A 25,822-nucleotide genomic window follows, 5' to 3' on the forward strand; every position below is an offset into this window, starting at 1 on the left:
TTGTTTTTCCGGCGTTTTTCGCGTTTTAGCCACACCCGCGCTGCCGTGGCCAACCCCCTTTGGACCTGATCGTGTCGTATCCCCGCCTGCCGTACCCTCCCGAAGCCTATACCCGCGGCGGCGACTTTGCCCGCCTGCTGGGCAAGCGCATCCTGATCCTGGACGGCGCCATGGGCACCATGATCCAGCGCTACAAGCTGGGCGAAGCGGACTTCCGCGGCGAGCGCTTCGCCGACCACGGCAAGGACGTGAAGGGCAACAACGAGCTGCTGTCGCTGGTGCGCCCCGACGTCATCTCGGAAATCCACCGCCAGTACCTGGAAGCCGGCGCCGACGTCATCGAGACCAACACCTTCGGCGCCACCACCATCGCCCAGGGCGATTACGACCTGCCGGAACTGGCCTACGAGTTGAACCTGGAGTCGGCCAAGCTGGCGCGCCAGGCCTGTGACGCCTACAGCACGCCCGACAAGCCGCGCTTCGTGGCCGGCGCGCTGGGGCCGCAACCCAAGACGGCGTCGATTTCGCCCGACGTGAACGACCCGGGCGCGCGCAACGTCACTTTCGACGAGCTGCGCGTCGCCTACATCGAACAGCTCAACGGCTTGCTGGACGGCGGCATCGACATCGTCCTGATCGAAACCATCTTCGACACGCTGAACGCCAAGGCCGCCATCTTCGCCACCGAAGAAGTCTTCGAGCAGCGCGGCATCCGCCTGCCGGTGATGATCTCGGGCACCGTGACCGACGCGTCCGGCCGCATCCTGTCGGGCCAGACGGTCGAGGCGTTCTGGAACTCGGTGCGCCACGCGCGCCCGGTCACCATTGGCCTGAACTGCGCGCTGGGCGCCGCGCTGATGCGCCCCTACGTCGCCGAGCTGGCCAAGATCTGCGACACCTACGTCTGCGTGTATCCCAACGCCGGCCTGCCCAATCCCATGGCCGAAACGGGGTTTGACGAGACGCCGGCCGATACCTCGGCCCTGCTCGAGGAATTTGCCCGCGCCGGGCTGGTGAACATGTCGGGCGGCTGCTGCGGCACCACGCCGGATCACATCCGCGCGATTGCCGAGAAAGTCGCGGCGCTGACGCCGCGCGTCGTGCCCGAGATCCCGGTCAAGACCCGGCTGTCAGGCCTGGAAGCCCTGAACATCGACGAGGACACGCTGTACGTCAACGTGGGTGAACGCACCAACGTGACGGGCAGCAAGATGTTCGCCCGCCTGATCCGCGAAGAGAAATACGACGAGGCGCTGGCCGTGGCCCGCCAGCAGGTCGAGAACGGCGCGCAGATCATCGACATCAACATGGACGAGGCCATGCTGGATTCGGTGGCCTGCATGCACCGCTTCCTGAACCTGATCGCCTCCGAGCCCGACATTGCGCGCGTGCCGGTCATGATCGACAGCTCCAAGTGGGAAGTCATCGAGACCGGCCTGAAGTGCGTGCAGGGCAAGGCCGTGGTGAACTCCATTTCCATGAAGGAAGGGCTGGAGCCCTTCCGCCATCATGCGCGCCTGTGCCGCCGCTACGGCGCCGCCGTGGTGGTGATGGCGTTCGACGAGCAGGGCCAGGCCGACACGCTGGCGCGCCGCAAGGAAATCTGCGGCCGCGCCTACCAGATCCTGGTCGAGGAAGAGGGCTTCCCGCCCGAAGACATCATCTTCGACCCGAACGTCTTTGCGGTCGCCACCGGCATCGACGAGCACAACCATTACGCCGTGGACTTCATCGAAGGCACGCGCTGGATTCGCGAAAACCTGCCCTACGCCCGCATTTCGGGCGGCGTGTCCAACGTCAGCTTCTCGTTCCGCGGCAACGAGCCGATGCGCGAAGCCATCCACACCGTGTTCCTGTACTACGCGGTCAAGGAAGGCATGACGATGGGCATCGTCAACGCCGGCCAGCTGGGCGTGTACGCCGACCTGGATCCCAAGCTGCGCGACCTGGTGGAAGACGTGGTGCTGGACCGCGCCGAGCCGGTCGGCAAGACCGACCCCGACGACGAGCGCACGCCCACCGAACGCCTGGTGCAGTTTGCCGACACCGTGAAGGGCTCGGGCGCCAAGAAGGAAGAAGACCTGGCGTGGCGCAATGCCGACGTCGAGCAGCGCCTGTCGCACGCGCTGGTGCACGGCATCACCGCGTTCATCGTGGAAGACACGGAAGAGGTGCGCCAGAAGATCGCGGCGCGCGGCGGACGGCCCATCGAGGTGATCGAAGGCCCGCTGATGGACGGCATGAACGTCGTGGGCGACCTCTTCGGCGAGGGCAAGATGTTCCTGCCGCAGGTGGTGAAATCCGCGCGCGTGATGAAGCAGGCGGTGGCGCACCTGATTCCCTTCATCGAAGAAGAAAAGCGCCAGATCGCAGCGGCTGGCGGCGACGTGCGCGCCAAGGGCAAGATCGTCATCGCCACCGTCAAGGGCGACGTGCACGACATCGGCAAGAACATCGTGTCGGTGGTCCTGCAGTGCAATAACTTCGAAGTCGTGAACATGGGCGTGATGGTGCCCTGCGCGCAGATCCTGGAAAAGGCCAAGGAAGAGAACGCCGACATCGTCGGCCTGTCCGGCCTGATCACGCCCAGCCTGGAAGAAATGGCGTACGTGGCGTCCGAGATGCAGCGCGACGAGTATTTCCGCAGCCGCAAGGTGCCGCTGATGATCGGCGGCGCGACCACCAGCCGCGTGCACACCGCCGTGAAGATCGCGCCCAACTACGAAGGCCCGGTCATCTACGTGCCGGACGCCAGCCGTTCGGTGGGCGTGGCCACCAACCTGATGTCGGACCAGTCGGAAGCGTACCTGGCCGAACTGGCCTCGGAATACGAAGACGTGCGCCGCCGCCACGCCAACCGCAAGGCGACGCCCATCCTGCCGCTGGCCGAGGCGCGCGCCTCGCGTCCGGCGATCGACTGGGACAGCTACACGCCGCCGCGCCCCAAGTTCATCGGCCGCCGCACCTTCAAGAGCTACGACCTGGCCGAGATCGCGAAGTACGTGGACTGGGGCCCGTTCTTCCAGACCTGGAGCCTGTTCGGCCCGTTCCCCGCCATCCTGGACGACAAGGTGGTGGGCGAGCAGGCGCGCAAGGTCTTTGCCGACGGCCAGGCCATGATGAAACGCATCGTCGAAGGCCGCTGGCTCACCGCCAACGGCGTCGTCGGGTTCTACCCGGCCAACAGCGTCAACGACGAAGACATCGAGGTCTACAAGGACGAAACCCGCAGCGAAGTGCTGTTCACGTACCGCAACCTGCGCCAGCAGGGCGCCAAGCGCGAAGGCGTCAGCAACAAGTCGCTGTCCGACTTCATCGCGCCCAAGTCCAGCGGCAAGCTCGATTACATCGGCATGTTCGCGGTCACTGCCGGCCTGGGCATCGAGAAGAAGGAAGCGGAATTCGAGAAGGCGCTGGACGACTATTCCAGCATCATGCTCAAGTCGCTGGCCGACCGCCTGGCCGAAGCCTTCGCCGAATGCCTGCACGCGCGCGTGCGCCAGGACCTGTGGGGCTACGCGCCCGACGAGGCCCTGTCCAACGAGGACATGATCGCCGAGAAGTACGTGGGCATCCGTCCCGCGCCCGGCTATCCGGCCTGCCCGGAACACGTGGTCAAGACCGACATGTTCCGCGTGCTGGACGGCGAGGACATCGGCATGATGCTGACCGACAGCTACGCCATGTACCCGGCGTCCAGCGTGTCGGGCTTTTACTTCAGCCACCCGCAGTCGCAGTACTTCAACGTGGGCATCATCGGCGAAGACCAGCTTGAAGACTACGCCCGCCGCAGCGGACGCAGCATCGAGGACCTGAAGCGCACGCTGGCGCCGAATCTGGGCTAGTCAGCGATCCGGCGCGGCGATGCGCCCCAGTATCGATTCGATGGCCACGCCGATGGCGAGCACCTTGCGGTCCTCGCCCGGCAGGCCGTCGATCTCCAGCCCCACGGGCAGGCCCTGCGCGGACAGCCCGGCCGGCACGCTCAGGCCGGGCAGGCCCGCGTTGCTGCCGGGGTCCACGTTGCGCGCCAGGCGGGCGAAGGTCTCGAAACTGCTCGCCTCGGGCGTCGCGGCTGGCGGCGGGACCGGCACGGTCGGAAACAGCAGGCCGTCCAGCGCATGTTCCTTGAAGGCGCGGCGGTAGACGTCGATCAGTTCGCGGCGGCCGGTCGCGATGGCGCTTTGGTACAGCGGCTGCAGCGCCAGAATCTGCCCGTCGGGCGTGGGCAGCACGCCCGGCACGATCAGGTTGTCGAAGATGCCCTTCACGTCGGGGCTGGAAATCTGCGCCACCACCGCCTCAAAGCTCACCCCCACGTGGTAGCGCGCCAGATAGGCCGTCAGGTCGGGCTTCTGCTCGTACAGGCACAGCGGCATGCCCACGGCCGCGTTGGCGGCGGGCAGGTCGGACATGTCCAGCTCCACCAGCGTCACGCCCGCCGCGCGCAGCCGATTCAGTGCGTCCTGCGCGACCGCCTGCACCGCCGGGTCCAGATCGGCCCAGAAATAGCGGGCCAGGCCCAGCCGGATGTACTCGGGCGGCTGGGGCGCCAGCGGCTGCGTCTGGCCGGTGAGGACCCCGTCCAGCAGCACGATGTCCGCCATGCCGTTGGCGATGGGGCCCGGCGTGTCGCGGGTATGCGAGATCGGGGTGATGCCCGCGCCGTCATAGCGGCCCACGGTCGGGCGAAAGCCGGCCGCGCCGTTCACCGAGGCCGGCAGGCGCACCGAGGCGCCGGTGTCCGTGCCCAGCGCGGCGGGCGCCAGTCGCGCGCCTACCGCCGCGCCGCTGCCGGATGACGACCCCCCGGCGATCAGGCGGGCATCGTAGGCGTTGCGCGTGCCGTCGCCCTGCGGGCCGGGAAAGGCCGTGTTGTAGCCGGACACGCCGAACGCCAGTTCATGCATGTTGGTCTTGCCCAGGATGACCGCGCCGGCTTCGCGCAGGCGCTGCACGACGGGCGCGTCCTGGGCCGGCCGGAAATCTTTGAGGGCCGGGGTCCCGGCCGTGTTCGGCAGGCCCGCGACGTGGATGTTGTCCTTGATTGCGATGGGCACGCCGCCCAACGGACCCTTGCCGGGCGCCGCGTCGTAGGCGCGCGCCTGGGCCAGCGCGCCCTCGCGGTCGACGGTGATGAAGGCGTTCAGATCCTGGCGGGCGTCGATGCGGTCCAGGCACGCCTGCGTCAGCGCAAGGCTGGTGAGGCGGCCCTCGCGGATCAGCGCCGCCGCTTCGGCGACGGTCAGGTCCGCCAGGGCGGACGGCAAGGGCAGGTCGGTCGTGCGGGGCATGGCGGGTTCCTGGGGCTGTCGGTCGACCCGTATCTATACAAGGTCGTTGCCGTCGCTGTCGAGGGCGCACGCCGGGCCCATAGTGGAAAACCAGGATGGCGGAAATTGGTGGACCAAATACGATTTGGTCTAACCAATTTGAGGCGCCATGACGCTGCAACCGCTCTCCAAGCCCGACGTCCCGGCCAGCCGGCCCGCGCCAGACCGCGGTTATGTCCGCCTGGCTGCCCAGATCCACGCGCTGGTGGCGCAAGGCGAATTCGCCGCGGGCCAGCGCCTGCCGGCCGAGCGTGCGCTGGCCGAACGCTTCGACGTCAGCCGCACGTCCGTGCGCGAGGCCATCATCGCGCTGGAGCTGCAGGGCGTGGTGGAAGTGCGCGGGGGCTCGGGCATCTATGTCTGCGAGCCCGGCGCCAACCGCCCGCCCGCCTTGCAGGAGCCGGGCGCCGGCCCGTTCGAACTGCTCCGGGCCCGTTGCCTGATCGAATCCGAGATCGCCGGGCTGGCGGCGTCCACGCGCAGCGACGCGGACCTGGACCGCATCTTCGAGGCGCTGACGGCCATGCGCGACCGCATGACGGACAAGGCTGCCAACGCCGAGGCCGACCGCCGGTTCCACCTGGGCATTGCGCAATCCACCGGCAACAGCGTGCTGCTGGCGACGGTGACGTCGATGTGGGACCAGGCCCAGGGACCGGTCTGGGAAAAGATCGAACAGCATTTCCATACACAGGCCTTGCGCCAGGCATCGCAGGCGGATCACCAGCGCATCTTCGGCGCGCTGGTGGCCCGCGACGCGCCCGGCGCCAGGCAGGCCATGCGCGATCACCTGGAACGGGTGATTGGCGAATTCGCGCAGGGGTGGCGCTGATGCTCAATTGCATGATCCACGGGGCGCAGGACCTGCGCCTGGACGAACAGGATCCGCAGCCGCTGGGGCCGTCGCAGGTGCGCGTCGGCATCAAGGCGGTCGGCATCTGCGGGTCGGACCTGCATTATTTCCGGCACGGCAGGGTGGGCGACTTCGTCATCCGCGAGCCCCTCACGCCGGGCCACGAAGCGTCCGGCCAGGTGCTGGAGGTCGGCGCGGCGGTCACGGCGGTCAAGCCGGGCGACCGCGTCGCGCTGGACCCGGCGCGCACCTGCGGCGTGTGCCGCTACTGCCGCCAGGGCGATTCGAATCACTGCGAGTCCGTGCATTTCTTCGGCAGCGCCAGTCGCTATCCGCACATGCAGGGCGCGATGCGCGAAGAGGTCATCGTGCAGGAACGGCAGTGCCTGCCGGTGCCGGATTCCCTGTCTTTCGAGCTGGCCGCCTTTGCCGAGCCGCTGGCGGTCGCCCTGCACGCGGTGCGCAGCGCCGGGTCGCTGCTGGGCAGGACGGCTATGGTGGTCGGCGCCGGTCCCATCGGCGCGCTCATCGTGATGGCCGCGCGCCTGGCGGGCGCCAGCCACGTCATCGCCGTGGACATCGTGGACCAGACGCTCGCGGCCTGCGCCCGCGTGGGCGCGACGCGCACCATCAATGCGGCCGCGGACCCGGGCGCGCTGGACGAACTGGCCGCGGGCAAGGGCTCGGTGGACGCGTGCTTCGAGGCTTCCGGCAGCTACGCGGGCCTGGCGAGCTGCCTGCGCGCGGCGCGCCCGCGCGGCGTGGTCGTCACCGTCGGCACGCTGAGCGGCAGCAGCGAGGGCTGCCCGTTCAACCAGATCATGGTCAAGAGCCTGTCCTGCATCGGCAGCTTCCGCTTCGTGGACGAATACGCGATGGCCGTGGATTGCCTGGGCCGCGGCCTGCTGGATGTATCGCCGCTGCTGACGGCGGCGATGCCGGTGGCGCGCGTGCATGACGCCTTTGCGCTGGCGGGCGACCGCCAGCAGGCGATGAAAGTGATGGTGACGTTCTGACCCGCCGGCCGCCGCGCGCGGCCATTCCCCCCCACGTAGCCGGAAGTCCACGATGAAGATTACGAATGCACGCGTGATTGTCTGTTCTCCGGGCCGCAACTTCGTGACCCTGAAGATCGAAACCGACCAGGACCTGACCGGCATCGGCGATGCGACGCTGAACGGACGCGAACTGGCGGTGGCCGCCTACCTGACCGAACATGTGATTCCCTGCCTGATCGGGCGCGATGCGCATCAGATCGAGGACATCTGGCAGTACCTGTACAAGGGCGCCTACTGGCGGCGCGGGCCGGTCACCATGACCGCCATCGGGGGCGTGGACACGGCGCTGTGGGACCTGAAGGCCAAGGCTGCCGGCCTGCCGCTGTACCAGCTGCTGGGCGGCAAGAGCCGCAGCGGCGTGATGGTCTATGGCCATGCCAACGGCTCGGACATCGACCACACCGTCGACGAGGTGCTGCGCTACGCCGACATGGGCTACCGCGCCATTCGCGCGCAAAGCGGCGTGCCCGGGCTGGAAAAGGTGTATGGGGTGGGCCGCGGCGCCCTGTTCTACGAGCCCGCCGACGCCGACCTGCCCAGCGAGCACGACTGGTCCACCGAAAAATACCTGCGCCATGCGCCCCAGCTGTTCGAGCGCATCCGCGAGAAACTGGGCTTTGAACACCACCTGCTGCACGACGTGCATCACCGCCTGACGCCGATCGAGGCGGGCAGGCTGGGCAAGTCGCTCGAGCCCTACAGCCTCTTCTGGATGGAAGACGCGACGCCTGCCGAGAACCAGGAAGCGTTCCGGCTGATCCGCCAGCACACCACCACGCCGCTGGCCGTGGGCGAGATCTTCAACACCATCTGGGACTGCAAGGACCTGGTGCAGAACCAGCTCATCGACTACATCCGCACCACCGTGGTCCACGCTGGCGGCATCACGCACCTGCGGCGCATCGCCGACCTGGCTTCGCTCTACCAGGTGCGCACCGGCTGCCATGGCGCCACCGACCTGTCGCCCGTCTGCATGGGCGCGGCGCTGCATTTCGACCTGTGGGTGCCGAACTTCGGCATCCAGGAATACATGCGCCATACGGAGGAAACGGACGCGGTGTTCCCGCACGCGTACACGTTCGACCAGGGCATGCTGTATCCGGGCGACGTGCCGGGGCATGGAGTGGAGATCGACGAGGCGCTGGCCGCCAAATATCCCTACCGGCGCGCCTATCTGCCGGTGAACCGGCTGCAGCACGACGGCACGCTATGGAACTGGTAGGCGAAGGCAAGCGCCTGGGCGCCGCCGCGCTGCCGGGCCTGCCCGCGCATGTGGCGCGTCCGGGCTATGACCGGTCGGCGCTCCGGTGCGGCATCGTGCATCTGGGCCTGGGCGCGTTTGCGCGCGCCCATCTGGCGGCGGTGAACGACGCGGCGCTGCGCGCCGGGGCCGGTCCGGACTGGGGCATCTGCGGCGTGTCCCTGCGCCAGGCCGACACGCGCGATGCGCTGGCGCCGCAGGACGGCCTGTACACGCTGGCCTTGCGCGACGCCGACGGCGGCGGCGCGCCCCGGCAGCGCCTGGCCGTGATCGGCTGCCTGCGGGAGACGCTGGTGGCGCCCGAGCAACCCGTCGCCGTCCTGGAACGGATTGCCGCGGCGGACACGCGCATCGTCAGCCTGACGGTCACCGAAAAAGGCTATTGCCACGATCCGGCCAGCGGACGGCTGGACCTGGCCCATCCCGACATCGCGCACGACCTTGCGCACCCCGAATCGCCCCGCAGCGTCATCGGCTTCCTGGCATACGGCCTGCAGCGCCGCCGCGCGGCGGGCCGCGCGCCGCTGACGGTGATGTCGCTGGACAACCTGCCGGCCAACGGCCGCCTGCTGCGCGCGCTGGTGCTGACGTTCGCGGCCCGGGTCGACGCCGGGCTGGCCGAATGGATCGCGTCGGGGTGCGCGTTTCCGTGCTCGATGGTCGACCGCATCGTGCCCCGCACGACCGATGCGGACCGGCGCGATACGGCGGCGACGCTGGGCGTGCGCGACGCCTGGCCGGTGATGGCGGAGCCCTATCTGGAATGGGTGGTCGAAGACGACTTCGCGGCGGGCCGGCCGGACTGGACCGCGGGCGGGGCGCGCTTCGTGGCCGACGCCGCGCCCTTCGAAACGCTTAAGCTGCGCATGGTCAACGGCGCGCATTCCGCGCTGGCCTATCTGTCGGTGATGGCGGGCTGGGCCACCGTCGATGAGGCGATGGCGCAGCCCGGCATGCGACGTTTCCTGAGCGAATTGATGCGGCAGGAGATCGAACCGACCCTGCCGCCGCTGCCCGGGCTGGATCTGGCGCAGTATCGCCACGGGCTGTTGCAGCGGTTTGCCAACCCGGCGCTTCGCCACCAGGCGCGGCAGATCGCGATGGACGGCTCGCAGAAGCTGCCGCAGCGCCTGCTGGGCACCGTGCGGGACCGGCTGGCGGCGCAGGCGCCGATCCCGGGGCTGGCGCTGGCGGTGGCGGGGTGGCTGTATTTCCTGCGCGGATCGGATCAGGCCGGACGGGCTTACGAGATTCAGGATCCGATGGCCGAGGCGCTGGCGCGTCAGCACGCGCAGGCGGAGATGGCGGCGCGTCAGGCGGGCGAGGGGCCGGCGGCGATGCTGGCGTGGGCGGGCGCGATGGCGGGCCTGGAACCGGTGTTTGGCGACCTCGGCCAGGATCCGCGCTTTGTGCAGGCACTGGCGCAGGCCGCGCAGTCCCTGCGCAGCCTGGGCGTGGCCGGGACCCTGTCCGCCGGGTATCCGCCGCCGCCGGGTTGAATCAGGCCGGCTTTTTCACCACGATCGTCGCCGTGTCGCTGGTGAAGGAAGCGTCGTCGCGCACGTCGAAATGCGCGCGCACCACGTCCGGGGCAATCTCGAACATGTGGCGCAGGGCGGCTACCAGCGTGTCGGGCGTGCGCATGCGCGTGACCCAGGACTGGAATTCCAGCGGCAGGCGGCGCGGCGCCAGTTCGTGCAGTGTGAAGCCGGCTTCGGTGAGCATGCGCGTCCACTCGGCCACCGAGTAGTCGCGCACGTGCGAGGTGTCGCGCAGCACTTCGATGGTCTGCAGCCAGGTGTCCAGCAGCGGCTCGCCCGGCGACACCACGTCGGCGAACACCGCGGTGCCGCCCGGCTTGAGCACGCGGAAGGCTTCGCGCAGGCCGCGCCCGGCGTCCTGCCAGTGATGCGTGGAATAGCGCGACATCACCAGGTCGAATTCGCCGTCGCCAAACGGCAGGTACTCGGCCTTGCCCTGACAGGTGACCAGATTGCCGAACCCGCGCTTGGCGGCTTCGGCCGCGACCACGTCCAGCATCTGTTGCGACAGGTCGTAGGCGGTCACGTGCGCGACCTGCGGCGCGACGTGAAAGCTCACGTGGCCGCCGCCACAGCCCAGGTCCAGCACGCGCGCGCCGGGGTGACGGCCGGCGATGGCGGCCATCTGCAGCAGGTCCTCGCCCTGCGCGTGGACGGCGCTGGTCAGGTAGGCGGCGGCGCGGGGGCTGAATTGGCGATCGACGGCGGCGTCGTGGGAACTGGCGGTCATGGGAAATCCTTGTTTCTGGCGTGCGGAAGGGGTGCAGGCGCTAAGATAGGCGGGCCCGTATACACGTACAAGCCCATTGCTTATCCTGGTATGACTACTTCCCCCCAGCCCGCCATTCCCGGCCAAGATGGCGCTCACCTGCGCCGGCATGCGCTGGGCGAGTTCGTGCGCAGCGCGCGCTCGCGCATCACGCCGCAGATGGCCGGCCTGCCCGAAGGCTCGCGCCGCCGCACGCCGGGGCTGCGGCGCGAAGAGGTGGCGCAGCTCTGCGGCATCAGCGTCACCTGGTACACCTGGATCGAGCAGGGGCGCGAGGTGTCGGTGTCGCCGTCGGTGTGGTCGCGCATCGCGGGCGTGCTCCAACTGGCGCGCGCGGAGCGCGCCTACCTCTTCGACCTGGCCGACTGCGCCGATCCCCAGCATGCCCGCGACGACGCGGGCGGCGCGCCCGGGCCGCTGCAGGAATGCGTCAACGCGATCGACGCGCCGGCCTATGTGCTGGACCGCGCCTGGAACGTGCTGGCCTGCAACGCGCCGCTCATCGACCTGTTCGACAACTGGCCCGAACGCGATCCCGAGCCCAACCTGCTGCGCTACATCTTCCTGGATCCCGCCGCGCGCGAATTGGTGGTGGACTGGGACCAGCGCGCGCGCCGCGTGGTGGCGGAGTTCCGCGCCGACGCGGGCGCGCACCTGGACGAGCCGGCGGTGCTGTCGCTGCTGGACAGCCTGAGCCGCCAGAGCGTGGTGTTTTCACACTGGTGGACGCGCCATGCGGTGGTCGAGCGCGAAGGCGGCCTGCGCGAATTCCAGCATCCGCGGCGCGGCCGACTGGCGTATCAACAGATCACGTTCCGGCTGGCGACGCATCCGGACTTGAAGCTGGTGATGCTGTTGAGCGGGGCGGGCGAGTGATCGTCGGCCGGTGTCTGACACCTAGGCCGCATCTTCCTCGCCAAACAAGCTGTCCTGCATCCCGGCGTCCACCAGGCCCTGCAGCAGCTTTTTGACCGGCGCGGGCAGCGCCATGGTTCCCAGCTTGTCGGCCGGCACCCAGCGCTGCGGCAGCGCCGATTCACGCACGCCGACCGCCCGCACGGGCACGAGCCACGGACGGATGTGCAGCCGGTAATGCGTGAACGTGTGCGCGAAAGCGGCCAGTTCGAAGCGCTGTTCGGGCTCCAGCCCCAGCGCGCGCGATGCGCTGTCGGGATCGCCCGCCACGTCGAATTCGGGCAGGCTCCACAGTCCGCCCCAGATGCCGGGCTCGGGGCGCTGCTGCAGCAGGAAGGCGCCCCGGTGCCGCAGCACCAACATACAGGTCTCGCGTTCGGGAATGGCCTTGCGCGCCTTGGGCGTGGGCAGCTCGGCCTGGCGGCCCTCGCGCCGCGCGACGCAGGTGTCGGCCACCGGGCAGCGGTCGCACGCGGGTTTGCCGCGCGTGCAGAGCGTGGCGCCCAGGTCCATCAGCCCCTGCGTGTACGCCGCCATGTCGAGCCCCGGCGCGGCATCCACCTGCGCGTGCGCCAGCGCCCACAGGCGTTGCTCGACCTCGCGCCTGGCCGGATCGCCCGCGATGCCGAAGTGCCGGGTGAAGACGCGCTTGACGTTGCCGTCCAGGATGGGCGAGCGCTCGCCGTTCGAGAACGCGGCAATGGCCGCGGCGGTGGACCGGCCAATGCCGGGCAGGGTGGCGATGCCCTCGGCCGTGGGCGGAAAGCGTCCGTCCCAGTCGCGCACGATCTCCTGCGCGCAGCGGTGCAGGTTGCGGGCGCGCGCGTAGTAGCCCAGCCCGGCCCAGTACGGCATCACGTCTTCCTGCGAGGCGGCGGCCAGCGCCGCGACGTCCGGAAAGCGTTGCAGGAATCGTTCGTAATAGGGGATGACGGTGGCTACCTGCGTCTGCTGCAGCATGATCTCGGATAGCCAGATCCGGTAGGGATCCCGGGTGTTTTGCCAGGGGAGATCGTGGCGGCCATGCTGGCGCTGCCAGGCGACGATGCGGGGGGCGAAGTCCATGCGGGCAATTATCGCATCGCCCTATTGCCCGGCCGGGGGCCAGCGGTTACAACCGAAAGGACCCGCGCCTGCCGGCCCCGTTTTCGGGGCGGCGGGCGCGGCCAGCGCGATTCGGCCCGAAGAAGCGCGAACGCATCAGGACTTCACTTTCACGGCCCTTGTTGGCCCGCGCGCGTGCTTTGGGGCGCCGCGAGAAGCTGGTGGGGGCATCAGAAGCTTGGAGCAGACATGAATGCCCCCCTTACGCCCGCCGTCCGCGCGGCGCTCGAATCCGTCCAGCTCGACGACAAATACACCCTGGAATCCGGCCGCGCCTGGATGAGCGGCATCCATGCCCTGGTGCGCCTGCCCATGATGCAGCGGGTGCGCGACCTGCGGGCGGGCTTGAACACGGCCGGCTTCGTGTCGGGCTACCGTGGCTCGCCGCTGGGCGGCGTCGACCAGAACATGTGGAAGGCGGCCGCGCACCTGAAGGCGCACCACGTCGAGTTCCAGCCCGGCATCAACGAAGACCTGGCCGCCACCGCCGTGTGGGGCACGCAGCAGGTCAATCTGTTTCCCGGCGCGAAGTACGACGGGGTCTACGGCATGTGGTACGGCAAGGGCCCGGGCGTGGACCGCTGCGGCGACGTCTTCAAGCACGCCAACGCGGCCGGCACCTCGCGCCACGGCGGCGTGCTGGTGGTGGCGGGCGACGATCACCCGGCCAAGTCCTCCACCCTGCCGCACCAGAGCGATCACATCCTCAAGGCCTGCATGATCCCGGTGCTGTTTCCGTCCAGCGTCCAGGAGGTGCTGGATTACGGCCTGCATGGCTGGGCGATGAGCCGCTATGCGGGCGTGTGGGTGGGCATGAAGTGCATCACCGACATCGTCGAGGTGTCGGCGTCGGTCGACGTGGATCCCCATCGCGTGCGCATCGCGCTGCCCGAGGATTTCCAGCTTCCGCCCGACGGCCTGAACATCCGGTTGCCGGACACGCCGCTGCAGCAGGAAGCGCGGCTGCTGGACTACAAGCTGTATGCCGCGCTGGCCTATGCCCGCGCCAATGGGCTGAACCGCGAACCCTGGCACGTGCCGCAGGCCGATGCGCGCTTCGGCATCATGACCTCGGGTAAGGCCTACCTGGATACGCGCCAGGCGCTGTCGGACCTGGGCCTGTCCGAAGACGTGTGCCGGCGCATCGGCCTGCGGCTGTTCAAGGTGGGCATGGTGTGGCCGCTGGAATCCGCGGGCACGCAGCAATTCGCCGAGGGGCTGGACGAGATCCTGGTGGTCGAGGAAAAGCGCCAGGTGCTGGAATACCAGTTGAAGGAAGAGCTGTTCAGCTGGATCGGCAGCGGCAAGAAGATTCCCCGCGTGGTGGGCAAGTTCGACGACAAGGACGGCGGCGAATGGTCGGTGCCGCAGGGCAACTGGCTGCTGCCCGCGCATTACGAGTTCTCGCCCGCCATGGTCGCCAAGGCGATCGCGGCGCGCCTGCTGCGCTTTGACCTGCCGGACGACGTGCGCGCGGGCATCGAGGCGCGGCTGGCATTCATCCGCGCGCGCGAGGAGGCTTTGGCGCGCCCGCGCGTCGTCGAAGAGCGCAAGCCCTGGTTCTGTTCGGGCTGTCCGCACAACACGTCGACGCGCCTGCCGGAGGGCTCGCGCGGCATGGCCGGCATCGGCTGCCACTACATGGTGAGGTGGATGGACCGCAACACCGACGTCTACACGCAGATGGGCGGCGAGGGCGTGCCGTGGCTGGGCCAGGCGCCATTCACCACGGAAAAACACGTCTTCGCGAACCTGGGCGACGGCACGTATTTCCATTCCGGACTGCTGGCGATACGCGCGGCCGTGGCGGCCAAGGCGCCCATCACGTACAAGATCCTCTTTAACGACGCGGTGGCCATGACGGGCGGGCAGCCCGTGGACGGCCCGATCAGCGTGCCGATGATCACGCGCCAGGTGGCCGCCGAGGGCATCGAGAAGATCGTGGTCGTGACCGACGATCCCGGCAAATACCTGGACGTGTCCGACCTGGCGCCGGGCGTGCCGGTGCGCCACCGCGACGAACTGGACGCGGTGATGCGCGAACTGCGCGAACATCCCGGCGTGTCGGTGCTGGTCTACGACCAGACCTGCGCGACCGAAAAGCGCCGCCGCCGCAAGCGCGGCGCCTATCCCGATCCGGCGCGGCGCGTAGTCATCAACGAACGGGTGTGCGAGGGCTGCGGCGACTGCTCCACGAAATCGAACTGCCTGTCCGTGGAGCCGCTGGAAACGGAGTTCGGGCGCAAGCGCAAGATCAACCAGTCCAGCTGCAACAAGGATTTCTCCTGTCTGAAGGGCTTTTGCCCGAGCCTGGTCACCGTTGAAGGCGGCAAGCTCAGAAAGCCGGCCGCGCTGGCGCAGGCGGGCGGCTCGCCCGACGAGGACGTGCCCCTGCCGCGTCTGCAGAACCTGGCGCAGCCCTATGGCGTTTTCATCGCGGGCGTGGGCGGCACGGGGGTGGTGACCATCGGCCAGCTACTGGGCATGGCCGCGCACCTGGAGGGCAAGGGCTGTTCGGTGCTGGACATGGCGGGGCTGGCGCAGAAGGGCGGCGCGGTGTTTTCGCACGTCGTCCTGGCCGGCTCGCCCGATCACCTGCTGAACACGCGGGTGGCGATGGGCGAGGCCGATCTGCTGCTGGCCGGCGACCTGGTGGTGGCGACGAGCGCCGACGCGATGGCCCGGGTGAGTCCCGGCCGCACGCGTGTCCTGCTGAACAGCGAGACCGCGCCGACGGCGGCCTTCGTGTCCAACCCGTCCTGGACGCTGCCGGGGACCACGCTGACGGCGGATCTGCGGGACGCCTGCGGCAAGGACAATCTGGACGCGGTGGATGCGGCGGCGATGGCGGTGGTGTTACTGGGCGACGCCATCTATTCGAATCCGCTCATGATGGGCTATGCCTTCCAGAAGGGCTGGATTCCGCTGTCGCGCGAGGCGCTGTTGCGTGCGATCGAGCTGAACGGCCAGCAGGTGTCGGCCAATCTTGCCGCGTTTGCGTGGGGCCGGCGCGCGGCGCACGAGCCGGCGGCGGTGGCGCGCCTGATGGCCACGGGCGGGGTGCCGCCTGCGCCGCCGGAGGACATCATCGAGATCACGCGGCCGCGCGCGCCGGGCCCGGTGGTCGACCTGAAACAGCCCGCCGGGGAACTGGCGCAGGTGGTGGCGGTGCGCAAGGCGTTCCTGGCGCAGTATCAAAACGAGGCCTACGCCAAGCAGTACACGGATCTGGTGGACAAGGTGGCGCATGCCGAGCGCGAGGCCACCGGCACCAGCCGGCTGGCGCTGGCGGTGGCGCGCTATTACTTCAAGCTGATGGCGTACAAGGACGAGTACGAGGTGGCCCGGCTGTATTCGGACGGCGAGTTCCTGAAGCGGGTGGGCGAGCAGTTCGAAGGGGACTGGAAGCTGCGCTTTCACCTGGCGCCGCCCCTGTTGGCGCGGCGCGACAAGGACGGGCATCTGGTGAAGCGGGCGTATGGGCCCGGGATGCTGAAGGTGTTCCGGGCGCTGGCCAGGATGCGGTTCCTGCGGGGGTCCCGGTTCGATCCGTTCGGCTATACGCAGGAGCGGCGGGCCGAGCGCGAACTGATCCGCGAGTACCGCGAGACGATGACGGCGATCCTGTCGAAGCTGAACCGGGGGAATCTGGATCGGGCGGTGGCGTTGGCCAGCGTGCCCGAAGAGATCCGGGGATACGGGCACGTCAAGGAGGCGTCGATGGCGCGGGCGGAGGCGATGCGGGAGGAGTTGTTGAAGGACTTCAGCGCAAGGGTGGTGGCGATCGGGGTGCGGGCGGCCTGATGGCCGCCGCCGCCCCGGCTTCCCCCCGCTTTTACTTCCCCGCCCCTACTTCCCCGCCCCTGCGGACCAGCCTTTCGACAGTTCCACCGCCTGGCGCCAGCGTTTCATGCGAGCGTCCCTGACGGACTGGGGCCAGGTGGGTTCGAAGGTGCGTTCGGCGTGCCATTTGGACGCGAATTCGTCCTGGCCGGACCAGAAGCCGACCGCCAGCCCCGCCAGGCCCGCCGCGCCCAGGGCGGTGGATTCGGGGACGCGGGGGCGCACGACCGGCACGCCCAGGATGTCGGCCTGCATCTGCATCAGGAGGTCGTTGCGAGCGGCGCCGCCGTCCACGCGCAGCTCGGTCAGCGCGATGCCGCTGTCGGCGTCCATGCAGGTGAGCAGTTCGGCGCTTTGCAGCGCGATGGATTCCAGCGTGGCGCGGGCGATGTGGGCGCGGGTCGTGCCGCGCGTCAGGCCCACCAGGGTGCCGCGGGCGTAGGGGTCCCAGTGCGGTGCGCCCAGGCCGGCAAAGGCGGGGACCATGAAGACGTCGTCCGTGTCCGAGACGCTGGCGGCCAGGGATTCGATGTCTTCGGAGCGCTGGATGATGCCCAGGCCGTCGCGCAGCCATTGGACCGCGGCGCCGGCCACGAAGACGCCGCCTTCCAGCATGTAGGCGGGTTTCCATTTGTCCTGGCCGGGCTGAGGCAGGCCCCAGCCGACGGTGGACAGCAGGTTGTTCCTGGACTGGACGGGCTTGTCGCCGACGTTCATCAGCATGAAGCAGCCGGTGCCGTAGGTGTTCTTGGCCATGCCCGGCGTGAAGCAGGCCTGGCCGAAGGGGGCGGCCTGCTGGTCGCCCGCGACGCCGGCGATGGGCACGGAGCCGCCCAGCCATTCGGGCAGGGCGTCGCCGACGATGGCGCTGCTGGGCGCGATCTGGGGCAGGACGCTGCGCGGGATGTCCAGCAGCGCCAGGATGTCGTCGTTCCAGTCCTGCGTGTGCAGGTCAAAGAGCATGGTGCGCGAGGCGTTGCTGGGGTCGGTGCTGTGGACGGCGCCGCCGGTCAGTTGCCAGATGAGCCAGGTGTCGACGGTACCGAAGGCCAGCTCGCCGCGTTCGGCCATGCGGCGCGCGCCGGGCACGTGCTCCAGCAGCCATGCCAGTTTGGTGCCCGAGAAGTAGGCGTCCACGACCAGGCCGGTGCGCGCCTGCAGGAAGTCGCCGTGGCCGTCCTGGCGCAGCTTGTCGCACAGGGGCGCGGTGCGGCGGTCCTGCCAGACGATGGCGCGGGCCAGCGGGCGGCCGGTGGCGCGTTCCCAGATGAGGGTGGTTTCGCGCTGGTTGGTGATGCCGATGGCGGCGATGTCGGCCGCCGTGGCCCCGGCATTGCGCAGGGCCTCGCGGGCGACGTCGAGCTGGCTGTGCCAGATCTCGTTGGCATCGTGTTCGACCCAGCCCGGACGCGGGTAGTGCTGGCGGAATTCGCGTTGGCCGACGCCGCGGACCACGCAGTCGCGGTCGAACACGATGGCCCGGGAGCTGGTCGTGCCCTGGTCCAGGGCTAGGACAAATTCATTCGTCGTCACTGTTTTTCGCGCCGTTCAGGTGTGCCCCGGCCAGCGGGTCGAGGCGTCTAAAGGAGAAGGTCGATGCCATGCACAGCAGGCCGATGACGACAAAGCCCGCGACCACGTCGCTGACGGCCAGCGTTTCGGCGCCGCGCAATGACATGCTGATGTTCAGCGTGACCGCGGCCACCCCGACGCCCAAGGTGATGCCCAGTTGCTGCGCCATCGCCGAGAAGCTGCTGGCGCGGCTCATTTTGGAAGCGGGGATGTCGGCATAGGTTAGCGTATTTACCCCCGTGAACTGCAACGACCGGAAGAAGCCGCCCACCAGCAGGATGGCGATCATCAGCCACACCGGGGTGGCCGCATTGAAGGCGCCGCAAACGATGATGAAGGCGCCCGTCAGCAGCGCGTTCAGGGTCAGCACGCGCCGAAAGCCGAAGCGCTGCACGATGGGGGTGGCGACGAATTTCATCAGCAGCGCGCCGGCGGCGCTGGCGAAGGTGATGAGGCCGGCCGAAAACGGCGTGAGGCCGAAGCCCACCTGCAGCAGCATGGCCAGGAGGAACGGCGTGGCGCCCACGGCGAAGCGGCACAGGTTGCCGCCCAGGGTGGAGATGGCGAAAGTGGGGATCCGCATCAGGGACAGGTCGATGATGGGATGCTCGACGCGGCGGGCGTGCACGCCATAGAGCAGGCCGCAGACGATGCCCACGGCGATCAGGCCCAGCAGCATGGGCAGCGGCATCACGTCGCGGCCGATGGCCTCGAAGCCGCTGACCAGCGTAGCCAGGCAGGTGGCGCTGAGCAGGAACCCGATCCAGTCCAGCCGGGGCGTCCCTGTTTCGCGGATCTCCGCGACAAAGCGCAGCACGAGGCAGATGCCCAGGATGCCGATCGGGATGTTGATCAGGAAAATCCAGTGCCACGACATATACGTGACCATGAAACCGCCCAGCGGCGGGCCGATCACGGGCCCCAGCAGCGCCGGGATCGACAGGAAGGACATGGCCTTGAGCAGGTCGTGCTTGGGCACGGTGCGCAGCAGGATGATCCGCCCGACCGGCACCATCATGGCGCCCGCCATGCCCTGGACGATGCGCGCCAGCACGAGCTGCGGCAGGTCCTGTGATAGGGCGCAGGCGACGGAACTGAGGGTGAACAGGCCGATCGCGGCGATGAACACCCGCCGGGCGCCGTAGCGGTCGGCCGCCCAGCCGCTGATGGGCACGAAGACGGCGACGGCCAGCAGGTACGAGGTGATGGCCACGTTGAGCCGCACCGGGGTGGACCCCAACGCCCGGGCCATGGCGGGCAGGGCGGTCGCCACCACCGTGGCGTCCAGCATCTGCATGAAGAGCGCGCACCCGACAATGAAGGGGATCATGCGCGCCGCGCGTACCGCGTCCGGGGATGAAGGCGGGACGGGGCGGGCTGCGGCGGCGGATTCTGCGGGCATGTCGGAAGGCGGCGATGGGAGCCTGACGATTGTAACGCCGGGGATCGGGCCGCCGTGAAGTAAACTCCGGACATCTGCAACCTAATGAAATTGGTGCCATGGCAACCAACTACGAATCCGAGATCACCCAGTTCCTGAAGGACTACAAGCAATCCCACCCTGGCACCGAAGAGCGCCAGCGCGAGGGACGCGCCCGCCTCTGGGACAAGCCGCAGGACCAGGAATTGCTCGAAGGCTTCCGCGCGGCCCGCGTGCCGCAACGGCCGTACGTGTATCAGGCAGACTGATACCCTTGCGGCAAATATGGTCCAGACCCCCTCGGTGCCCGGCGATGCCCTGGCCAAGCTAGTGGAACCGTCCGTCGACAGCACGCCCGACACCATCGACAGCGTGGCGTTCGCGCGCCTGTATGGCGAGCCGCTGTTCCAGATGCCGACGGACCTGTACATCCCGCCCGATGCGCTGGAAGTCTTCCTCGAAGCGTTCGAAGGGCCGCTGGACCTGTTGCTCTACCTGATCCGCAAGCAGAACTTCAACGTTCTGGACATCCCCATGGCGGATGTCACGCGGCAGTATCTGTCGTATGTGGACCAGATCCGCATCACCAACCTCGAACTGGCCGCCGAATACCTGCTGATGGCGGCCATGCTCATCGAAATCAAGTCGCGCATGCTGCTGCCGGTCAAGAAGACCGACACCGGCGAAGAGCCCGAGGATCCCCGCGCCGAACTGGTCCGCCGCCTGCTCGAATATGAGCAGATGAAGCTGGCCGCCCAGAAGCTGGACAAGCTGCCGCAACTGGGCCGCGATTTTGTCAGCAGCCAGGCCGTGGCCGACCTGAGCGTCGAGCGCGCGCTGCCCGACGTCAGCGTGGACGACCTGCGCGCGGCTTGGGCCGACATCATGAAGCGCGCCAAGCTGAACCAGCACCATCACATCACGCGTGAGCAGCTCTCGGTGCGCGATCACATGACGCACATCCTGCGCCGGCTGAACGACGTGCGATTCATGGAGTTCGGCGACCTGTTCATGGAGCGCATCCGCGAGGGCGCGCCCGCGGCGGTCGTCGTCGTGCATTTCATCGCCATGCTGGAGCTGGCGCGCGAATCGTTGCTGGAGATCACGCAGGCCGAGCCGTATGCGCCGATCTACGTGCGCCTGGCCTACACCAGCGTGGCGGCGGTAGCGGCCTGATCCTATCGGGCTGCCACCCACCCCGGAGAGTCCCTTGAAAGTCGTACACACCATCCAGGAATTGCGGGATCACCTGCGCGGCCAGAACCGCGTGTCGTTCGTGCCCACCATGGGCAACCTGCACGAAGGCCACCTTGCGCTGATGAAGCTGGCGCGCCAGCACGGCGACCCCGTCGTGGCCAGCATTTTCGTGAACCGCCTGCAGTTCGGGCCGAACGAGGATTTCGACCAATATCCCCGCACGCTGGCCGCCGACATCGAAAAGCTCGAAGCGGCGCGCGACGTCTACGTGCTGTTCGCGCCCAACGAGCGCGAAATGTATCCCGAGCCGCAGAGCTACCGCGTGCAGCCCCCGGACGACCTGGGCGACATCCTGGAAGGCGAGTTCCGCCCCGGCTTTTTTGAGGGCGTCAGCACGGTCGTGCTCAAGCTGTTTTCCTGCGTGCAGCCGCGCGTGGCGGTCTTCGGCAAGAAGGACTACCAGCAGCTCATGGTGGTGCGCAACATGTGCCGTCAGTTCCAGTTGCCGGTCGAGGTGCTGGCCCACGAGACCGTGCGCGCGGCCGACGGCCTGGCGCTGTCGTCCCGCAACCGCTACCTGACCGACGCCGAGCGCGCCGAGGCGCCGGCCCTGTACGCCGAGCTGCAGGAGATCGGCCGCCGGCTGGCCGCTGGCGAACGCGACGCCGCCGCGCTGGAACGCGAAGCCGCCGACCGCCTGACGCGGCGCGGCTGGAAGGTGGATTACGTGGCCCTGCGCCGCCAGCGCGACCTCAAGCGCCCCGAGGCGGCCGACCTGCAGGCCGGCGAACCCGTCGTGGCGCTGGCCGCCGCCAAGCTGGGTTCCACGCGCCTGATCGACAACCTGGAGCTGGCCTACACGGCCTGATTTCCCGGCCCGCCGGGGAGGGGCGTTTTTATCCGCCCCTGTCAGAATTGCCAGCTTACGCATAGCGCGCTGGCGGCGCAGACTGCTTGCAATCCTCCGTTGCAAGCGAGTCGCCCCATGCTCTCTCCCCATCCCGATCTCGACACCGTCCTGTCCTCCCTGACCGCCCGCGAACGCCAGATCGTGGAGTACGTGGCGGCGGGCCGCGCCAACAAGGTCATCGCCATCGACCTGGGCATTTCCCTGCGCACGGTAGAGGCCCATCGGGCCCGCATCTTCGCCAAGCTCGACGCCCGCAACGCCATGCAGCTTGCCTGCCGCCTGTGCGCGCATGCCCGATCGGGCGCCTCGCCGGTGCCGGGGGCGCAACGCGCAGCCCACCACCCGCTGCCGCCGCCGGACCGACCGGCCCTGGATACCCGGGTCCTGCACGAGCCCGTCCGCGCCTACGACCCCTGTCCGCCTGCGCCGCCCGGTTCGCTTGCACCGCCCGGTTCGCCTGCGCCGTCCGGCCCGCAACGCGCAGGCGCGCATCCGCCCGAATCGAGCCCGAAATGAATCCGGGCCTGGCGAACATGGCGTCCGTCAGGCCCGGGCTATCTTGTGCCGGCAATGCGGCGGTCAGTTGTCGCGACGAGGCATCAAGGGCACTTGGGTGCCGGGGCGCTGGCCAATTCGTCGATCGGGTCCAGATCCGGCTGGCGGGTCAGGTTGTAGTTCAGGTTGGGAGTCTGGCCGCCGATGGATCGCACGCGCAGCACATTGTTGGCCGCGACCAAGAATTCCACGCGGACGTTGCCCTGGCCGTCCATCAGGATGACGCGGGGCGGGCGTTCGTCGGTGGCGTCCCAGCAGCCCTGCTCGGATACCGGCGGCCCCTTCTTGGGGTCGTTGTCCAGGTAGGCCGTGCGGCCGCGCCAACGGCCGTTGGGCGCCAGGGTCAGCGTCACGCGCTGCGCCGTGCACTGCATGGCCGGCGAAAAACACGGCAGGGTGCCCATATAGGTCTGGGGCTGCGGCACCAGGCTGTGCGTGATGCCGCTTTGCGCCGGGGCGGGGGCCGCGGCCGCCGGGGCCGATGCGCCGCCGGAGCCGCCCGCGCCGCTGTCGGCGCCTTCGGGCATGGCCTGGCCGTCTTCGGTGGTCTGGCCGGCCGGGACGGCCTGCTGATTCTGGTTCTGTTGACGGCGCGCGTCGGGCTTGAGCTCGATCTGCACCTGCGACGGGGCGCGGATGACGCTGCGGTAACCCGCGCCGGAGCCCTGATACTGCGCATCGGTGACGGTGCTTTCGGGGGGCAGGTCGTAATAGCCTTCGGCTTTCTGCTTGGCGCAGCCCGATACGCCTACCACGGTGCCCGCTATCAGCAGCCCCATGACGCTGAGTTTGCGGGAGCGGGAAACGATGTCGACGCGCGCGGCCATGGCAGCTTATCCGTGAATTGAGTCTGTCTCCGATTTTACGCACTTATGCGAAGATTCGATACGTTCCCCTAAGCCGTTCCAGGATATCGCCGGCGCTTATGCACAAATTACGACATGGCCGCGGGCGGCCACTCATCCCTTGCGCCATCGCCGGCAAGGCGGATGGGCAGGCGCTTGCAAACCTGAAACCGGCGTGACCGCGATGTGGCAAGTCTTCGACATGCCTTTGGGCGTTTTCATCGGCCTGGCCGCGCTGGCCGGCCTGTTCGTCGGCAACTGGCTGACGGTGCTGACCCATCGGCTGCCGCGCATGATGGAACGCGAATGGCAGGCGCAGTGCCTGGATGCCATGGGCAAGCCGCGGCCCGCGGACCGCTATGGCCTGCTGTCGCCGGCCTCGCATTGTCCTGCCTGCAAGGCGCCGGTCACCGGCGTGGGACGGCTCCCCGTGCTGGGCTGGCTGCTGCTGCGCGGGCGGTGCGCTGCCTGCCACGCGGCCATCGGGTGGCGCTATCCCGCCATCGAACTCCTGAGCTGCGCGCTGTTCGCGGCCTGCGCGGTGCGCTTTGGCGCGACGCCGATCGCCCTGGCGGCCATGGGCCTGTCGGCGGCCTTGGTGGCGCTGGCCTGGATCGACCTGGAATCGACGCTGCTGCCCGACGTCCTGACCCAGCCGCTGCTGTGGGCGGGCCTGCTGGTCAATCTGTTCGGGGCGTTCACCAGCCTGCAGACCGCGGTGATCGGCGCGGTGGCCGGCTATCTGTTCCTGTGGGTTATCTTTCATGTGTTCCGTCTGCTGACCGGGCGCGAAGGCATGGGCCAGGGCGACTTCAAGCTGCTGGCGGCGCTGGGCGCGTGGTTCGGCATCGAAGCCTTGCCCATGCTGCTGCTCAGCGCGTCGCTGGTGGGCGTGCTGATCGGCGGGGCGCTGACCCTGACCGGCCGCGCCAGCCGCGGCCAGCCCTTGCCCTTCGGACCGTATCTGGCGTTGGCGGGCCTGGTCATGCTGCTGCTGGGCGGCGACCAGGGCGTGCTGGGGTTCATGCGGTAGACGTGAACCCCGGCAGATGTGAACCCCGGCAGATGTGAACCGGATGGCCTGCGCGCCGGACTCGGCAAGGCAGCCGCCAGCAACGCAAACTGAGGAAAGGCAGCATGTTCAAGATCGGTCTTACGGGCGGCATCGGATCGGGCAAATCCCGCGTGGCGGACCTGTTGGCGCAGTGGGGCGCGGCCCTGGTCGATACCGACGCGATCGCGCATACGCTCACTGCCGCGGGGGGCGCCGCCATGCCGGCCATCGAACGCGAATTCGGTCCGCAGGCGCTGACGCCCGAGGGCGCGCTCGACCGCGCCTGGATGCGCGCGCAGGCGTTCGCCGACCCGCAGGTGCGGCGGCGCCTGGAGGCCGTGCTGCATCCTGCCATCGGCCGCGAGACCGAGCGCCAGGCCGCCGCCGCGCGCGGATCGTATCTCGTCTTCGTGGTGCCGCTGCTGGTCGAGTCCCTGGACCGTTGGCGCTCGCGCGTGGATCGTATCTGCGTGGTCGATTGCGATCCCGATACGCAGGTGGCCCGGGTGCGTCAGCGCAGCGGGCTGACGGAGCCTGACATCCGGCGTATCATGGCGGCACAGGCTGCGCGGGCACGCCGGCTGGAGGTCGCCGATGACGTCATACTCAACGACGCCACGACAACGCCGGACCAGTTGCGCGCGCGGGCGTTGATCCTGCATGACCGCTGGCTGGCGCTGGCGGCCACGACGGGCCGGTAAGCCAGCGGCTGCCGGCAACCCTGAAAATTCTTGGCCCCGCCGGCCAACCACTGATAGGGCCTGTAAAACAGCGTGATCGTCTACGAATATCCCTTCAATGAGCGCATCCGTGCTTATCTGCGGCTGGAATACCTGTTCGACAGGCTGTTCTTCTTTGCTCGCGAGGGTGACTCACGCCAGCATCAGGTTGCCGTCACGTCACTGTTCGATCTGCTCGATGCGTGCGAACGCACCGACGTGAAGGGATCGGTGCTGCAAGACCTCGAACGCCAGCGACTCGCGCTGGTCGGCCTGCGCGATCATCCCGGCGTGGCGCAGGACGCGCTCGAAAGCATGTTGCGCGATCTGGAAAAGGTGGCCGGCGCGCTGGCCGCGCCCGGCAAGACCGGCCAATCGCTGCGCGAAAACGAATGGCTCACCAGCCTGCGCGGCCGGCTGTCGGTGCCGGGCAGCGCCACGCAGGTGGACATGCCTTCCTACTATGCCTGGCAGAACAAGTCCGAAGCCGCCCGGTGCGCGGATCTGCAGGCCTGGGTGTCGCCCTTCGTGGCGCTCTATGACGGCCTGACGCTGGCGCTGCGCCTGTTGCGCGAGTCCGGGCGCAAGACCGACATCGTCGCCGAGCAGGGCGCCTACCAGCAGATGCTGGGCGGCAAGCAGTTCCAGCTCCTGCGCGTCTGGGTGGATCCCACGCAAGGGGTCTTTCCCGAGATCAGCGCCAATAAGTACATGATCTGGATACGTTTTTCCACCCAGGACGGGGAGTTCAAGCCCCAGCAGGTGGCGCGCGACGTGCCTTTCGCGATGACCCTGTGCAGTTCGTAGGCGCAAGTTACGCACGGTTTCGCTGCCCGGATAGCTGTTGCGGGTAGTTTCAGCCTGAGGGCCCCG

At 68.6% G+C, this 25,822-nt stretch carries 19 protein-coding genes and 1 pseudogene; 14 read left to right on the forward strand and 6 right to left on the reverse strand.

Annotated elements, in window-relative coordinates; all coding sequences use genetic code 11:
• Positions 1 to 71 precede the first annotated feature (71 nt).
• Entirely contained in the window at positions 72 to 3,845 is a 3,774-nt protein-coding gene (gene metH / locus BXA00_RS11775) for a methionine synthase (protein WP_076521918.1), read from the forward strand.
• Here metH and iaaH read toward each other — a convergent pair whose 3' ends face one another.
• Positions 3,846 to 5,294: an indoleacetamide hydrolase gene (iaaH, locus tag BXA00_RS11780; protein ID WP_076518656.1), complete on the reverse strand. Its 1,449-nt coding sequence runs from the start codon at positions 5,292 to 5,294 to the stop codon at positions 3,846 to 3,848.
• Between the two features lie 148 nt (positions 5,295 to 5,442).
• Here iaaH and BXA00_RS11785 point away from each other — a divergent pair, with 148 nt between their 5' ends.
• The 4 genes from BXA00_RS11785 to BXA00_RS11800 are packed head-to-tail and all read left to right on the forward strand — an operon-like array spanning position 5,443 to position 10,004.
• A complete protein-coding gene (locus BXA00_RS11785; RefSeq protein WP_076518657.1) occupies positions 5,443 to 6,165 on the forward strand; it encodes a FadR/GntR family transcriptional regulator in 723 nt (240 codons plus the stop codon).
• Positions 6,165 to 7,202, forward strand: coding sequence for an L-idonate 5-dehydrogenase (locus tag BXA00_RS11790; RefSeq protein ID WP_076521919.1), 1,038 nt, complete (start codon positions 6,165 to 6,167; stop codon positions 7,200 to 7,202). The genes BXA00_RS11785 and BXA00_RS11790 overlap by 1 nt, the downstream gene beginning before the upstream one ends.
• 52 nt (positions 7,203 to 7,254) lie before the next feature.
• Entirely contained in the window at positions 7,255 to 8,466 is a 1,212-nt protein-coding gene (manD, locus tag BXA00_RS11795; protein WP_076518658.1) for a D-mannonate dehydratase ManD, read from the forward strand.
• Entirely contained in the window at positions 8,454 to 10,004 is a 1,551-nt protein-coding gene (locus tag BXA00_RS11800) for a mannitol dehydrogenase family protein (protein WP_076518659.1), read from the forward strand. Before manD ends, BXA00_RS11800 begins: the two co-directional genes overlap by 13 nt.
• Before the next feature lies 1 nt (position 10,005).
• On the opposite strand, the gene BXA00_RS11805 is transcribed toward BXA00_RS11800, so the two are convergent.
• Complete coding sequence (locus BXA00_RS11805; RefSeq protein ID WP_076518660.1) at positions 10,006 to 10,776, reverse strand: class I SAM-dependent methyltransferase; 771 nt, start codon at positions 10,774 to 10,776, stop codon at positions 10,006 to 10,008.
• A 90-nt stretch (positions 10,777 to 10,866) separates the two neighbouring features.
• Between BXA00_RS11805 and BXA00_RS11810 the strand changes: the two genes are divergently transcribed.
• Positions 10,867 to 11,691: a helix-turn-helix transcriptional regulator gene (locus BXA00_RS11810; protein ID WP_076518661.1), complete on the forward strand. Its 825-nt coding sequence runs from the start codon at positions 10,867 to 10,869 to the stop codon at positions 11,689 to 11,691.
• 21 nt (positions 11,692 to 11,712) lie between these two features.
• On the opposite strand, the gene mutY is transcribed toward BXA00_RS11810, so the two are convergent.
• Positions 11,713 to 12,795, reverse strand: a complete 1,083-nt coding sequence (gene mutY / locus BXA00_RS11815; protein ID WP_076518662.1) for an A/G-specific adenine glycosylase — start codon at positions 12,793 to 12,795, stop codon at positions 11,713 to 11,715.
• Between the two features lie 228 nt (positions 12,796 to 13,023).
• On the opposite strand from mutY, the gene BXA00_RS11820 reads away from it, so the two are divergent.
• Positions 13,024 to 16,638, forward strand: coding sequence for an indolepyruvate ferredoxin oxidoreductase family protein (locus tag BXA00_RS11820; protein ID WP_076518663.1), 3,615 nt, complete (start codon positions 13,024 to 13,026; stop codon positions 16,636 to 16,638).
• Between the two features lie 45 nt (positions 16,639 to 16,683).
• Here BXA00_RS11820 and glpK read toward each other — a convergent pair whose 3' ends face one another.
• Both glpK and BXA00_RS11830 read right to left on the reverse strand, forming a co-directional pair.
• Positions 16,684 to 18,210, reverse strand: a complete 1,527-nt coding sequence (gene glpK / locus BXA00_RS11825) for a glycerol kinase GlpK (protein WP_076518664.1) — start codon at positions 18,208 to 18,210, stop codon at positions 16,684 to 16,686.
• Positions 18,197 to 19,651, reverse strand: coding sequence for a DHA2 family efflux MFS transporter permease subunit (locus tag BXA00_RS11830; RefSeq protein ID WP_076518665.1), 1,455 nt, complete (start codon positions 19,649 to 19,651; stop codon positions 18,197 to 18,199). The genes glpK and BXA00_RS11830 overlap by 14 nt, the downstream gene beginning before the upstream one ends.
• A 98-nt stretch (positions 19,652 to 19,749) precedes the next feature.
• On the opposite strand from BXA00_RS11830, the gene BXA00_RS11835 reads away from it, so the two are divergent.
• The 4 genes from BXA00_RS11835 (at position 19,750) to BXA00_RS29380 (ending at position 22,292) form a co-directional block, all read left to right on the forward strand.
• Complete coding sequence (locus tag BXA00_RS11835; protein WP_076518666.1) at positions 19,750 to 19,938, forward strand: DUF3460 family protein; 189 nt, start codon at positions 19,750 to 19,752, stop codon at positions 19,936 to 19,938.
• 16 nt (positions 19,939 to 19,954) lie between these two features.
• Positions 19,955 to 20,845 (forward strand): ScpA family protein, encoded by an 891-nt coding sequence (locus BXA00_RS11840; RefSeq protein ID WP_076518667.1) that lies wholly within the window; start codon positions 19,955 to 19,957, stop codon positions 20,843 to 20,845.
• A 34-nt stretch (positions 20,846 to 20,879) separates the two neighbouring features.
• The gene (gene panC / locus BXA00_RS11845) at positions 20,880 to 21,734 is read left to right on the forward strand and encodes a pantoate--beta-alanine ligase (protein ID WP_076518668.1); all 855 of its coding nucleotides are present in this window, start codon (positions 20,880 to 20,882) and stop codon (positions 21,732 to 21,734) included.
• Positions 21,735 to 21,851: 117 nt separating this feature from the next.
• Complete coding sequence (locus BXA00_RS29380) at positions 21,852 to 22,292, forward strand: response regulator transcription factor (protein ID WP_083714247.1); 441 nt, start codon at positions 21,852 to 21,854, stop codon at positions 22,290 to 22,292.
• Positions 22,293 to 22,375: 83 nt separating this feature from the next.
• On the opposite strand, the gene BXA00_RS11855 is transcribed toward BXA00_RS29380, so the two are convergent.
• On the reverse strand, positions 22,376 to 23,158 hold the full coding sequence (locus tag BXA00_RS11855; protein WP_076518669.1) for a copper resistance protein NlpE N-terminal domain-containing protein: 783 nt from the start codon (positions 23,156 to 23,158) through the stop codon (positions 22,376 to 22,378).
• A 202-nt stretch (positions 23,159 to 23,360) separates the two neighbouring features.
• Between BXA00_RS11855 and BXA00_RS11860 the strand changes: the two genes are divergently transcribed.
• From BXA00_RS11860 to zapD, 3 genes and pseudogenes are all read left to right on the forward strand, one after another.
• Positions 23,361 to 24,209, forward strand: a complete 849-nt coding sequence (locus tag BXA00_RS11860; protein WP_076518670.1) for an A24 family peptidase — start codon at positions 23,361 to 23,363, stop codon at positions 24,207 to 24,209.
• 104 nt (positions 24,210 to 24,313) lie between these two features.
• A pseudogene (gene coaE, locus BXA00_RS11865) lies at positions 24,314 to 25,007 on the forward strand (dephospho-CoA kinase).
• Positions 25,004 to 25,756: a cell division protein ZapD gene (zapD, locus tag BXA00_RS11870; RefSeq protein WP_076518672.1), complete on the forward strand. Its 753-nt coding sequence runs from the start codon at positions 25,004 to 25,006 to the stop codon at positions 25,754 to 25,756. Before coaE ends, zapD begins: the two are co-directional and overlap by 4 nt.
• The last annotated feature ends 66 nt before the right edge of the window (positions 25,757 to 25,822 follow it).

Origin of the sequence: Achromobacter sp. MFA1 R4 (assembly GCF_900156745.1) — a bacterium.
Taxonomy (GTDB): domain Bacteria; phylum Pseudomonadota; class Gammaproteobacteria; order Burkholderiales; family Burkholderiaceae_B; genus Achromobacter.